The following is a 12,635-nucleotide window of genomic DNA, read 5'->3' on the forward strand; positions in this document are numbered from 1 at the left end:
TTCCATGGACGATCCGGAGGCCTGTTCCGGAACGCATGTGCGACAGCACGCGTGAATGACAGGTGGGAAGAAAGGGGTTCAGTCGATGTTCTACAGACCTATGCTCCACCGCGGCAAAGCCATGCGGGCCACTCTTGCCGCAGCGAGCGCGCTCGCCTTCGTCTACGCCGCACCGGCATTCGGCAAGGATGTCGGCCTCTACGGCCCCGTTGCCGAAAACCCGGTCATGGGCGGGCGTCTCAACATGGGTCTTCTCGTCGAGCCGCCCGGCCTCGACCCATTCCATCAGGCCGCGGACGCCCGCATCCGTGTCACCGTCCTCATGTATCAGGGCCTCTTCTACGAATCGCCGGAGGGCCGGGCTGAACCCTTGCTCGCCGAGAGCTACGAGGTCTCCGACGACGGGCTGACATACACGATCAAGCTGCGTCAGGGCGTCGTCTTCCACACCGGCAAGGAGATGACGGCCGAGGACGTCGCCTACAGCTACAACTACATCCGCGACCCTAAGAACGGCTCGCCTGGCGCCGGCGATTTCGCCACCGTCAAGAGCGTCGAAGTCGTCGACCCCTCGACGGTGCGCTTCTCGCTCAGCGTGCCGAATGCGGCGCTGCCGATGGCCCTCGGCAACAAGTACGGCGCGGTCGTGCCAGCTGGTACGTTCGACGACGAGAACGCCCGCAATCTGATGAACGTGCAGAGCTTCGGCACCGGCCCGTTCAAGCTCGTGGAGTTCACGCCGAACTCTCACATCGTCCTCGACAAGAACGAGGACTATTGGGACAAGGGCATGCCGTATCTCGACGGCATCGACTTCGCGATTTTGCCCAACAGCGCGTCGATGCTGGTCGCATTGCAGAACCAGCGGATCGATCTCGTCGCGCTCGCGCGGCCGCAGGACGTCAAGCAGGTCGAGGGCGTCGCAGGGCTCTCGATCGAGCGCTGGCCTTCGCTCGGACAGGCATCGATCGATCTCGGGGCAGAGACCAAGCCGCTGGATGACGTCAGAGTTCGTCAGGCGATCTCGCTGGCTGTCGATAAGAAGCAGATCATGCAGGCCTCGGTCGGCGACTACGGCACCGTGCTCGGCACGGTTCCCGCCGGCTTGCAGGAGCATTGGGGCCTGGCGCTCGACAAGGTGCCGATGCAGGGTCCGAATATCGAAAAGGCCAAGGCGCTGCTCGCGGAGGCCGGCCATCCCGACGGCTTCACGCTGAAGCTGACCACCATCAACGGCTACGACTGGATGGATCCGGCGGCGGTGACGCTGCGCCAGCAGCTCGGCGCGATCGGCATCACACTCGACATCCAGAAGGTCGATCTCGGGGTCTGGATCAACAGTTTCAGGTCAAGCCAGATGGGCTTCACCTTCAACGACTGGGCAACCCAGCCCGATCCCAACCTTCTCTTTTATCGCCACTTCCACAGGAAGCCCGACGGCGCTGACTTCCGGAACTGGGCGAACGACGAGGCGAGCGCGTTGCTGGACTCAGGGCGTGCGGAGGCGGATCCGGCCAAGCGGCGTGAAATCTACGACAAGTTCCAGACGATCCTCGCCGATACGGCGCCGACGATCATGCTGTTCTCGCCCGACCACATCACGGTTCGGGGCGAGAAGGTGCAGAACTACGTCCAGCATCCGACCGGCTGGTACTACGGACTCGCCCGCACGTATCTGAGCGAGTGACCGCCTAAGCTCTCCGAGCGCATAACGCGTCGGGCGGCCGGTGGCCGGCCGTCCCGACGCTTCCGATCCTCCGAGGAAGCCGCTTATGGGCGCATATCTGATCAAGAGACTGGGCGTCTCGTTGCTGACGGCTCTCGTCGCCTCCATGCTCGTGTTCATGCTCATGCGCCTCGTGCCCGGCGACGTCGTGGCGCAGATGATGGGACAGGCAGGCGGCGAGCAGGCCGCGGGCACGATGCGGCAGTTCTTCGGGCTCGATCAGCCGGCCTACCTGCAATACGCGTCCTGGCTCGGCCGCGTGGTGCAGGGGGACCTCGGCAACAGTTGGACACGCGGACTGCCGGTGACCATGCTGATCTGGCAGGCGTTTCTGGTCACGCTCGAGGTCGCGCTGCTGACGCTGTTCGTCGCAACCGTCATCGGCGTGCCGCTCGGCATCCTCGCAGGCATCTTCGAGAACCGCTGGATCGACAATGTCGTGCAGGGCTTCAACGTGCTCGGCCTTTCGGCACCGGTGTTCTGGGTCGGGCTGATGCTTCTCGTCGGCATCTCCTCGCTATTTGCTTGGTCGCCGCCGCTGCGCTACGTCGCCCCGTCGCGCTCGCTCGCCGACAATCTCTCGATCCTGGCGCTCCCGGTTGCCAGCCTGGCGCTTCTCCAGGTCGCCGCCTACTCGCAGTTCGTCCGCCAGAACGTCGTCTCGGCGCTGCATCAGGAATACGTGCGCACCGCGGTCGCCAAGGGCGTCCCGGTGCGCACCATTTTCTTCAAGCACATCCTGCGCAACGTCCTCATCCCCATCATCACCTTCATGGGGCTGATCCTCATCCAGATTCTCGGCGGCGTGGTGATCATCGAGTCGCTGTTTGCTCTGCCCGGATTGGGGCGGCTTTTACTCACCGCGATCGAGACCCGCGACTATCCGGTGGTGCAAGGCGCGCTCCTCGTCGTCGTTGCGGCGGCGATGGTGGTCAACCTCGTCGTCGACCTGGCCTACCGGCTGATCGATCCGCGCGTGCGCGTTTCGTGAGAAGGATGTCGCGATGAGCGCAGTGTCCCACCCCGCCCAGCCGAAACGTACCGCCGCTGTCGGTCGCATGTTGCGCAGGGAGCCGGGGCTTTTCATCGGCTCGCTGCTCCTGGGCGCGATCGTCCTCGTTGCCCTGTTCCCAAGCGTATTCTCCAGCGCTTCGCCGTTCACGGTCGACACAGCGGCGTCGACTCAAGGGCCCTCGGCGGCGCACTGGTTCGGCACCGATGACGTGGGGCGCGATCTCTTTGCCCGCGTCGTTCATGGTACACGCATCACGCTCTCGATCTGCGCCGGCTCGTTGCTGATCTCTGCCTTCGTCGGTGGCGCGCTCGGACTTCTCTCCGGCTTCTTCGGGGGTTGGGGCGATCAGGCGCTCGGCCGGCTGATCGACGTCCTCCTGTCGTTTCCCCCGATCATTCTCGGCGTCATCATCACGGGAGTTCTCGGGCCGGCGACAGGCAATCTCATCCTGGCGCTGTCGGTGGTCTATATTCCGGTATTCTTCCGCATTGCGCGGGCGGGGGCGCTCGGCGAGAAGGAGAAGACCTATGTCGAGGCGGCGCGCTCAACCGGCCTGACCGAATGGGCGGTTCTGTCGCGGCATGTCACGCGCAACGTCATGCCGCTGATTCTGACGCAGTACATGATCCTATTTCCGCTGATCCTGCAGATCCAGGCAGGCCTCGGTTTCCTCGGTCTGGGCGTTCAGCCGCCGACGCCGGACTGGGGCTCGATTCTCGAGCAGGGCAAGGACTACATCCTCTTCGCCCCGTGGATGTCTGTTTTCCCGGGGCTCGCAGTCCTCCTGACCTCGCTTGCGCTCATCCTCGTAGGACGTGGACTTCAACGCCGGATCGACCAGCGATGAGAGCGGCGCGCTCAGCCGCTGCTGGCGTTCGACAGCGTTCGCAGCAGGTAATCGCGGATCGCCGCACGAGCGGCCGGAGCATCCTTCGCCTTCAAGGCCAGTACGATGCCGAGGTTGTCGCGATAGGCCGTTTCCCGCACCGCCGAGACGGGCGACGGATGGCCGCCCGGCCGGCCCCAGTTGGCGCGGCGCCGCGACTGGAGGATCTGCTCGAAGATCGAGATGATGAAGCGGTTTCGCGACCCGCGGGCGATGGCGAGGTGAAGGCCGTACTTCGCCTCCTTGAAGGCGTTCCAGGTCGCCGCGTTCCGCATGGCCTCGAGCGCAGCCTCCATGTCGGCGATGTGCTCGGGCAGCGCCCGCTCGATCACGAGGTCGGGGAGGCTCGGCTCGAAAAGAAGCCGGGCCTCGAGGAGTTCCGTGAGACTGAACTCCTCGCTGGGAGCGACTGGTGCGGCAGCGGCCGGAAGCGTCTCGGACACGAAGGTGCCGCGGCCGACATGGCGCACGATCAGTCCTTCGTCGACGAGCTGGTTCATGGTCTTGCGCACCGTGTTGCGCGCTGCGTTGAACTGGCTGGACAGCGTGCGCTCGGTGGGGAGGCGGCTTCCGGCCTGAAAGCTCCCGGCCAGGATCGCAGACTTCAGGTCGCCGTAGATTCTCTGTGCGTTTCGTTCCGAGTTGGCGCGGACGCCCGAAGGGAATGCATCGACCTGACTATGTTCGTCGAGCATGATCGTGGCTCTTTGGCTGGAAGTGAAACGTTTTTGGGCGAGACGGTATGTCTTGATCAATACACGGCATTTCCCGCCGCCACAAACCCGAATGGGCCGTTTCCCTTCGTGTCTGCACCCGCTTGCAGACGATTGGACGCAATTGATTTGGAATTGGCCTAGGGGCCGAACAGGACGGATCGGCGTCAGCTCGGGTAAGCGGGCCGTCCCGACGAGGAGAGATCGATGGACAGTGCGAACACCAGCCGCCGCGGCGCCGACATTCTGGTTTCCTGCCTTCTCAAGCAGGGTGTCGACCGCATCTTCTGTGTGCCGGGTGAAAGCTACCTGCCTGTTCTCGATGCTCTGCACGACGTGCGCGACGAGATCGATCTTGTTGTCTGCCGCCAGGAGGGTGGGGCTGCGAACATGGCGGACGCCTATGGCAAGCTCACAGGCAGGCCTGGCATCTGCTTCGTCACCCGCGGACCGGGCGCCACCAACGCGTCGATCGGCATCCACACGGCGTTCCAGGATTCGACGCCGCTGGTGATGTTCGTGGGGCAGGTGGGGCGCGGCATGAAGGATCGCGAGGGCTTTCAGGAGGTCGACTTTGCAGCGATGTTCGCGCCGCTTGCAAAGTGGGCCGCGGAGGTCAACGACCCCAACCGTCTACCGGAATACATCCACCGTGCGTTCCAGACCGCGCTCGCCGGCCGGCCGGGTCCCGTCGTCCTGTCACTGCCGGAGGATATCCTGTCCGAGATCGTCGGACCCGAGATCGAGTTGGGCGTCCCGGCTGCACGCCTTGAATCGGCCCCCACGCCCGCACAGACCGAGCGTCTGTCGCAGCTTCTCGAAGCGTCCCAGAAGCCGCTGATGATCGTCGGCGGGGGCGGCTGGAGCGCTGAGGCCGGCCGCCACGTTGTCGCTTTCGCCGAGCGGCATGGCATCCCGGTCGCGACGTCGCTGCGCTGCCAGGACTACGTGCCGAACACGCATCCGAACCATTGCGGCCATCTCGGTATCGGCGCCGATCCCGCGCTGGTCGCCCGCGTCAAGGAAGCCGATCTCCTGATCGTCCTCGGCGCCCGGCTCGGCGAGATGACCACGGCAGGCTACGAGATGCTGCGCCCGCCGCGGCTGACGCAGACGCTGGTCCACATCCACGCGGATCCTGAAGAGCTCGGGCGCGTCTATCAGGCAGACCTGCCCATGGCGGCAACCGCGGGAGCGGCGGCCGCGGCGCTCGCGGCGCTTCCCGGAGAGGGCGCGGATGCCCGCGCCTCTTGGGTCGCTGCCTGTCATGCCGACTACAAGCGAACACTGGAGCGACCGAAGAGCAGCGCCAAGCTCGACCTCGCGGACGCCGTATCGCGCCTGAAAGCCCGCCTGCCGGCCGACACGATCGTCACCAATGGCGCCGGCAACTACGCCGGCTGGGTGCACCGCTACTGGCCGTTCGAGACCTACCGCTCGCAGCTCGCCCCGACGTCGGGGGCAATGGGCTACGGCGTACCAGCGGCGGTCGCCGCCAAGTTGACCTTCCCGAACCGCGAAGTCGTCGCGTTCGCGGGCGACGGCTGCTTCCTGATGAATGGGCAGGAGCTCGCCACCGCCGCTCAGTACGATGCGAAGATCCTGTTCGTCGTCGCCAACAACGGCATGTACGGCACAATTCGCATGCACCAGGAGCGCGAGTTTCCCCGCCGGGTCTACGGTACGGACCTGAAGAATCCCGACTTCGCAGCGTTGGCCAGGGCTTACGGACTGCACGGCGAACGGGTCGAGGACATCGCCGAATTCGACGCGGCCCTCGAACGGTCGCTTGCTGCTCCGGGCGCTGCGCTCCTCGAGCTCGTCACCGATCCCGACGTGATCTCCGTACGCACCACGATCGCTGCGCTTCGCCAACGGGCCCTGGCGTAACGAGATCGCTCAGCGCCGTACGGGGGTCAGGCGGCTCGACGAGGCGGACCTCCTCAAAGGTCGGGAGCCGCGCGCCGTTGGCGATGTTGTACGGCTCCTGCACCGTCATCCACCCGCGCCTGTGCCCTTCGTATGCGCAGCACATCGGCGACGAAGTTGCGCGATAGGCTGTGGTAGAGGGCCTGGCTTGAGACGAGGCGCGCGGTGCCAAAGCCCAGCACCGCGGCCAGCATCAGCGGGATGACGTTGCGGTGATCTCCGGTCATCTCGAGGATGATGACGAACGCTGTCATCGGCGCTTGGACAACGCCAGCGAAGTAGCCGGCCATGCCGAGCATGGCCGCGAGGCCCGAGCCGGTGCCGAGAAGGAGCCCGATCGTTGAGCCGAGGCCGGCCCCGACGGCGAGGGACGGCGCGAAGATGCCCCCGGGGATCCCCGAAACCATCGAGACGAGGCTGGCGGCGAACTTCTCGGCAAAGAACAGCGGCGGCAGCGGCGTTCCCTCGATGGCACTCCGGGCCTGCTCATAGCCGGTGCCATATGTGGCGCCCCCGGAGAGGAGCCCGATCAGCGCGACGATCAGGCCGCAGGCCGCCGCCGCGCCCACCGCCCGACGACGAGGCGCGCTCGCCGCCCATCGCTTGATCCGTCGCATTGATCGAAGTGCGGCGGCGCTGAAGACGGCGCCGAGCGTGCCGCCCACGATCCCGCAGGCGATGACGAGAACCCAGTCCCTCGCGGATGAAACGACGGCATCGCTCTCGCCGAAATAAGTGTAGTTCCCGGTGAGGCCGAGCGAGGCAAGGCCCGCCAGCACCACGGCCGAGAGGACGAGGCCGTTGGTGCGTGCCTCGTAGGCACGTCCCATCTCCTCGATGGCAAAGACGATGCCCGCGAGCGGCGTGTTGAAGGCCGCCGCAATGCCGGCTGCCGATCCGGCCAAGATCAGTCCGCGTGCCTGGGCCATGCCGCCGAAGCGCCCGGCTGCCAGCATGATGGAAGCCCCCACCTGCACCGTCGGACCTTCGCGGCCGATGGAGGCGCCGGACAGCAGGCCTAGGAGTGTCAGGACGATCTTGCCGGCCGCGATCCGGAGCGACAGGAGGATGCTGCGATCGGCATCGTCATCGAGATGCCGCGCGGCGATCGCCTGCGGGATGCCGCTGCCTTGGGAATTGGGGAAGTAGGTGAGGGCGAGCCAAGCCGAAAGAGCAAACCCGGCGGGCGGCAGGAGAAGCATAGCCGCCAGACCCATGTGTTCCGGAGACCGCAGCGTGGCGAAGGCGTTCTGCGCAGCGTCGGCGAGGGATGCGAAGGCCACGCTGACGAGGCCGATGGCGAGCGCTCCTGCCCACAGCACCAGGCGCGGCCGCCAGACCTTGCGGGAGACCCAAACCCGTCGTGATCGCCGCAACATGGGCGCATTGCGGATCCGGACGCGTGTTGCGGATCGGTTGGGCTGGGGCATGTGTCGGCTCGCATACTATCGGCGCGGGCGACCTTGGAGAAGGCAGGCCGCCGTGTCGACGGATTTGACAGGCGATCTGCATGTTATCTGCATGGTCGCGCTTTCGAGCAGATGGGCGCTGGAGGCACCTGGTCGATGTTGAGGTCGGGCGCCCAGGGAGGAGGGACGACGATGCCGTCGAGCCGCCGTGCCACCCAGACGGTCTGCTAGCGCCCATGATCCGCTATCGAGCGCATTGATCCTCAACGTCCGGACTGGGCCAAACGCAGGACGGTGCCTTGCGCCGCTGACGCCCTCAAGCTGACCCTCCCGGTCCGGCCCGAAGCGGCCCGACAATTGCTCCAATGATCCGCCGACAAGAAGGCAAGGGTAAGCCCGGCCTGGTGACTGTGTGCGTCCATCACGTTGACTACCATGGTAGCACGGTATAGCAGTGGCGCAGGGAGGATCTGATGCGGGTTGCACTTGTTACTGGCGCCGCCAAGGGCATTGGCGCAGCCGTCGCCACACGCCTCGCCGGCGACTTCGACGCGCTGGTGCTGATGGACATCGACGGAGCTGCCCTGCGTGATCATGCCGCGACGCTGCAGGGCCGCGTCGAGGTCGTCGCCGGCTCAGTCGCAAGCGCTTCCGACTGTGCCCGAGCGGTCGCGGCGGCACAGACGCTCGGCGGCCTCGACGCCCTGTCGCATAACGCCGGGATCCAGCGCTATGGCACCGTCGAGACCACGCCGGAGACGCTGTGGGACGAGGTGTTCGCGGTCAATCTGAAGGGTGCCTTCCTGATCTCGCAGGCGGCCATGCCGCTGCTGCGCCAAACCAGGGGCGCCATCGTGCACATGGCGTCGGTACAGGGCTTCGCGGCTCAGGCGGGCGTCGTCGCCTATGCATCCGCAAAGCACGGTATGGTCGGTCTAGTGCGCGCGATGGCCGTCGATGCCGCCCCCTATGCCGTGCGCGTCAACGGCGTTGCGCCTGGCTCGGTCGACACGCCGATGCTGCGCAATGCCGTGGCGCTCGCCGACGAGCCCGCCGCCGTCTGGGGCGCGATCGATGCGATGCATCCGTTGGGGCGTCCCGCGCAGGCGGCTGAGGTCGCGGAAGTCGTCGCCTTCCTGCTTTCGCCTGCAGCGTCCTTCGTCACCGGCGAGGTGGTGAAGGTCGACGGCGGCATGATGGCGCGCCTCGGCGGCTCACCCAAGAAGGAGTAAGCGTTTGACCATCGCCGACATTCGCGCAACGACCGTAACGGTGCCGCTGGAGGCACCGCTCAGGCACTCCATGGGTGCGCATTGGGGCCGCTTCGTGCGGACCATCGTCGAGATCGTCGACGATGAGGGCCGCTCCGGCTGGGGCGAGCTCGGCGGTGGCGGCGAATCCGCCGAAAACGCCGTGCGGTCGCTGCTGCCTTACCTCAAGGGTCATGATCCTCTGCAGCTTGAGCAGCTGCGCTGGAAGATCATGAATCCGACCGCCAGCCTCTACAACAACCGCACGCAGCTCCATGCGGCCATCGAGATGGCCTGCATGGATCTCGCCGGCAAGCGGCTGGGCGTGCGCGCCTGCGACCTCCTCGGCGGCGCCGTTCGCGAGCGCATTCCCTTCGCCGCCTACATCTTTTACCGCTACGGCGACGAGGCCACGGGGGCCGGAGGCGAGACCGCGCCGGACGAGATCGTCGCCCATGCGCAGGACCTCAAGCGGCGCTACGGCTTCACCACGCACAAGCTGAAAGGAGGGCATTTCGCCCCCGATCACGACGTGGAAGTCATGCGGGCGCTGGCGCAGGCCTTTCCCGACGACCTGCTGCGCCTCGACCCGAATGGGGCGTGGAGCGTCGAGCAGGCGATCCGCGTCGGCCACGCGATCGAGGGTCTAAAGAACGAGTATTTCGAGGATCCGACCTGGGGTCTGGAGGGCATGCGGCGGGTGCGCCAGTTCGTGCGCATCCCCACCGCGACCAACACCGTTGTGGTCAATTTCGAGCAGCTGGCGCAATCCATCCGCCACGATCTGGTCGACGTCGTGCTGCTCGACACGACTTTCTGGGGCGGCCTGCGCCAGGCGCATAAGGCCGGGACGGTGCTGGAGACGTTTCAGTATGGCGCCTCCGTCCACTCGTCGGGCGAGCTCGGCATCCAGCTGGCCTCGATGCTGCATCTTGGTGCCGCTCTGCCCAATCTCGGCTCCGCCGCGGATGCCCATTACCATCACCTGACCGACGACATCATCGTTGGCGGCAAGATGGCCTATCGCGACGGCATGATCGACCTGCCGAAGGGTCCAGGCCTCGGGGTGGAGGTCGACCGTGCCAAGCTGGCCGAGTATGCAGAGCTCTACAAGGCGGTCGGCGGCTATGCCTATGACCGCGATCCGGGTCGCCCGGGCTGGTTCTCCACCATTCCCGAGATGCACTATGCCGATCCGGCGCTGAAGACCGCCCATGTCGGCAGCAGGCGCTGACCATGGCGACGGTGGCACTTCGGGATCTCGTCAAGCTCTATGGCCGCCATCCAGCGGTGCGCGGCATCGACCTCGAGATCGCCGATCGCGAATTCGTCGTCTTCGTCGGTCCGTCGGGCTGCGGCAAGTCGACAACGCTGCGCATGATCGCCGGACTGGAGACGATTTCGCATGGCGAGCTCCTGATCGACGGGCGCGTCGTCAATGACGAGCCGTCGCGCGAGCGCGGCGTCGCGATGGTCTTCCAGACCTATGCGCTCTATCCGCATATGACGGTCCGCCAGAACATGTCGTTTGGCTTGAAGCTGGCCGGCTTGCCGAAGGCGGAGATCGAAAGTCGCGTCGCCAGGGCGGTCGAGGTGCTGGAACTCGGGCCTTACCTCGATCGGCGCCCGTCCCAGCTCTCCGGTGGCCAGCGCCAGCGCGTCGCCATGGGGCGCGCCATCGTGCGCGAGCCCAGGGTCTTCCTCTTCGACGAGCCGCTGTCCAATCTCGACGCCAAGCTGCGCAACCAGATGCGCATCGAGATCAAGCGCCTGCAGAAGGCCCTCAACGTCACCACGATCTACGTGACCCACGACCAGGTCGAGGCGATGACCCTGGCCGACCGCATCGTCGTGATGAAGGACGGGCATATCGCCCAGGTCGGCTCGCCGACGGAGCTCTACGACAATCCCGCCGACCAGTTCGTTGCAGGCTTCATCGGCGCTCCCGCCATGAATTTCTTTCCCGGCGAGATCGAGCGGGACGCGACCGGCGGCTTGCGCATGCGCACCGCGGCGTTCTCGGCGCCGCTCGCCGAGGGCCGCTTCGTGCCGCTCGAGCCGGGCAGGCGGATCACCGCCGGGCTGCGTCCTGACGACCTCGTGCCGGTGGGTCACGGCATGCCGCCGCGCCGACCTCTCGAGCTGGAAGGCAGCGTCGTGCTTTCGGAGATGTTGGGCGGTGAAAGCCTTGTGATGGTGCGCCTCGGCGATCAGGAGGCCATCGCCAGGATGGCACAGCCGCGCCCCGTCGTCACGGACGAGCGCCTGCCGCTGATGCTCGACACCGAGAGGCTTCACCTCTTCGATGCCGCGACCGGCCAGAGCTTACGGCTCGGCTCCGCGGCTCGCTGACAAAGCAGGGCAACGACACAACGGGAGGAGAGAATGAGTTTCGCAATTTGGATGAAGTCGATAGCCGCCGGCGCGGCGCTAACGCTCGCGTCGGCCGCCTGGGCGGAGGATGTGCCGCTCTATCACGACAAGGGCTTCTGGTCGCAGCAGTTCCAGGCGGTCGGCGATGCTGCCAAGGAGAAGACCGGCGTGCGCATCGTCCAGACATCCTATGCACCGCCGGAGCAGTACAAGGCCTTCGTGCAGTCGTCGATCGCCTCGGGCAATCCGCCGGACCTCTTCACCTGGTGGACGGGTGCGAGCTTCAAGGAGCTGATCGCCACCGGCAAGATCGCCGTCCTCGACGACGTCTGGGACGAGATGGTCAAGTCCGGCCAGTACGAGGAAAGCACGAGAGACCTGTTCAAGGTCGACGGCAAGACCTACGCCGTCCCGTTCTCGATGTCGCGCTGGGTGGTCCTCTACAACAAGAAGATGTTCGCCGACAACGGCCTGTCTGAGCCCAAGAGCTGGGGTGACATGATGGCGGCGGCCGACAAGCTGAAGGCTGCAGGGATCACGCCGTTCAACGCGAGCGTGCAGGAAGGCTGGCGCGGATTCATCTGGTTCGAGGAGCTGATGATCCGCACCAATCCCGCCGCCTACAAGGGTCTGCACGACGGCACCGTCGGCTATGACGACCCGGCTGTGCGCAAGGCATTCCAGATCTGGTCGGACATGTACGCCAAGGGCTACTTCACCGACCCGCGCTCCAACGAGGAAGCGCAGGATTTCGCGCGCGGCAAGGCCGCTATGTACCTCATCGGCGAGTGGGCCGAAGGGCTGGTCGATACCGCCGGGCTGAAGCCCGACACCGGCTTCGGCGCCTTCATCATGCCGAACGTCGATGCCGGGTTGCCATCCTCCGTGATCGTCGAGGCCGGCCCGATCGTCGTGTCGACCGCTGGGAAGGAGAAGAAGGACGTCATGACCGCGGTCAACTTCTGGACCTCGGTCGACGGCGCCAATGTCTGGGCCAAGTCGTCCGGAAACTTCGAAGGCAACGTCAAGGCCGACGCCCCCAACCCGACAGTCGCCAAGATCACGGCCGACATGATGGCCGACAAGGCCGTCCTGATGGAGCGCTGGTGGGAAGCGGTGCCGCCCGATCTGCAGGGCGAGCTGGTCGCCGAGCTGAACGGTTTTATGGTCGATCCGACCATGCAAAATGCCGAGGCCGTGATGGGCCGCATGCAGGCTCTCAACGCCGACTACTGGGAATCCAGGAAGTAAGACGGTCATGGACCCGGAACGGTGATGCCGTTCCGGGTCCATCCTGCACGCCCGTTTGAAGGCGGCCGGACCCGGCAGGATCA

The 12,635-nt window shown here is 65.8% G+C and carries 10 protein-coding genes; 8 read left to right on the forward strand and 2 right to left on the reverse strand.

The features are described 5' to 3' along the window. Window positions 1-85 precede the first annotated feature (85 nt). The 3 genes from C0R46_RS03175 (at window position 86) to C0R46_RS03185 (ending at window position 3,588) form a co-directional block, all read left to right on the forward strand. On the forward strand, window positions 86-1,687 hold the full coding sequence (locus tag C0R46_RS03175; RefSeq protein ID WP_102958112.1) for an ABC transporter substrate-binding protein: 1,602 nt from the start codon (window positions 86-88) through the stop codon (window positions 1,685-1,687). 85 nt (window positions 1,688-1,772) lie between these two features. Beyond that, the gene (locus C0R46_RS03180; RefSeq protein ID WP_102958113.1) at window positions 1,773-2,717 is read left to right on the forward strand and encodes an ABC transporter permease; all 945 of its coding nucleotides are present in this window, start codon (window positions 1,773-1,775) and stop codon (window positions 2,715-2,717) included. Window positions 2,718-2,730: 13 nt separating this feature from the next. After that, window positions 2,731-3,588: an ABC transporter permease gene (locus C0R46_RS03185; protein WP_102958114.1), complete on the forward strand. Its 858-nt coding sequence runs from the start codon at window positions 2,731-2,733 to the stop codon at window positions 3,586-3,588. An 11-nt stretch (window positions 3,589-3,599) separates the two neighbouring features. On the opposite strand, the gene C0R46_RS03190 is transcribed toward C0R46_RS03185, so the two are convergent. Beyond that, window positions 3,600-4,322 carry a FadR/GntR family transcriptional regulator gene (locus C0R46_RS03190; RefSeq protein WP_102958115.1) on the reverse strand — a complete coding sequence of 241 codons (723 nt, stop codon included), beginning with the start codon at window positions 4,320-4,322 and terminating at the stop codon, window positions 3,600-3,602. Between the two features lie 225 nt (window positions 4,323-4,547). Here C0R46_RS03190 and C0R46_RS03195 point away from each other — a divergent pair, with 225 nt between their 5' ends. Continuing rightward, window positions 4,548-6,230, forward strand: coding sequence for a thiamine pyrophosphate-binding protein (locus C0R46_RS03195; RefSeq protein WP_102958116.1), 1,683 nt, complete (start codon window positions 4,548-4,550; stop codon window positions 6,228-6,230). Window positions 6,231-6,283: 53 nt separating this feature from the next. On the opposite strand, the gene C0R46_RS03200 is transcribed toward C0R46_RS03195, so the two are convergent. Then, window positions 6,284-7,699, reverse strand: coding sequence for a chloride channel protein (locus tag C0R46_RS03200; protein ID WP_102958117.1), 1,416 nt, complete (start codon window positions 7,697-7,699; stop codon window positions 6,284-6,286). Window positions 7,700-8,151: 452 nt separating this feature from the next. On the opposite strand from C0R46_RS03200, the gene C0R46_RS03205 reads away from it, so the two are divergent. The 4 genes from C0R46_RS03205 to C0R46_RS03220 are packed head-to-tail and all read left to right on the forward strand — an operon-like array spanning window position 8,152 to window position 12,552. Beyond that, a complete protein-coding gene (locus C0R46_RS03205) occupies window positions 8,152-8,910 on the forward strand; it encodes an SDR family NAD(P)-dependent oxidoreductase (protein WP_102958118.1) in 759 nt (252 codons plus the stop codon). Window positions 8,911-8,914: 4 nt separating this feature from the next. Then, window positions 8,915-10,162, forward strand: coding sequence for an enolase C-terminal domain-like protein (locus tag C0R46_RS03210; RefSeq protein ID WP_245413390.1), 1,248 nt, complete (start codon window positions 8,915-8,917; stop codon window positions 10,160-10,162). A 2-nt stretch (window positions 10,163-10,164) separates the two neighbouring features. Further along, a complete protein-coding gene (locus C0R46_RS03215; RefSeq protein WP_102958119.1) occupies window positions 10,165-11,280 on the forward strand; it encodes an ABC transporter ATP-binding protein in 1,116 nt (371 codons plus the stop codon). Between the two features lie 33 nt (window positions 11,281-11,313). Next, window positions 11,314-12,552: an ABC transporter substrate-binding protein gene (locus C0R46_RS03220; protein WP_102958120.1), complete on the forward strand. Its 1,239-nt coding sequence runs from the start codon at window positions 11,314-11,316 to the stop codon at window positions 12,550-12,552. Window positions 12,553-12,635: the final 83 nt, after the last annotated feature.

It is taken from the genome of Mangrovicella endophytica, assembly GCF_002893625.1.
Taxonomy (GTDB): Bacteria; Pseudomonadota; Alphaproteobacteria; order Rhizobiales; family Rhizobiaceae; genus Mangrovicella; species Mangrovicella endophytica.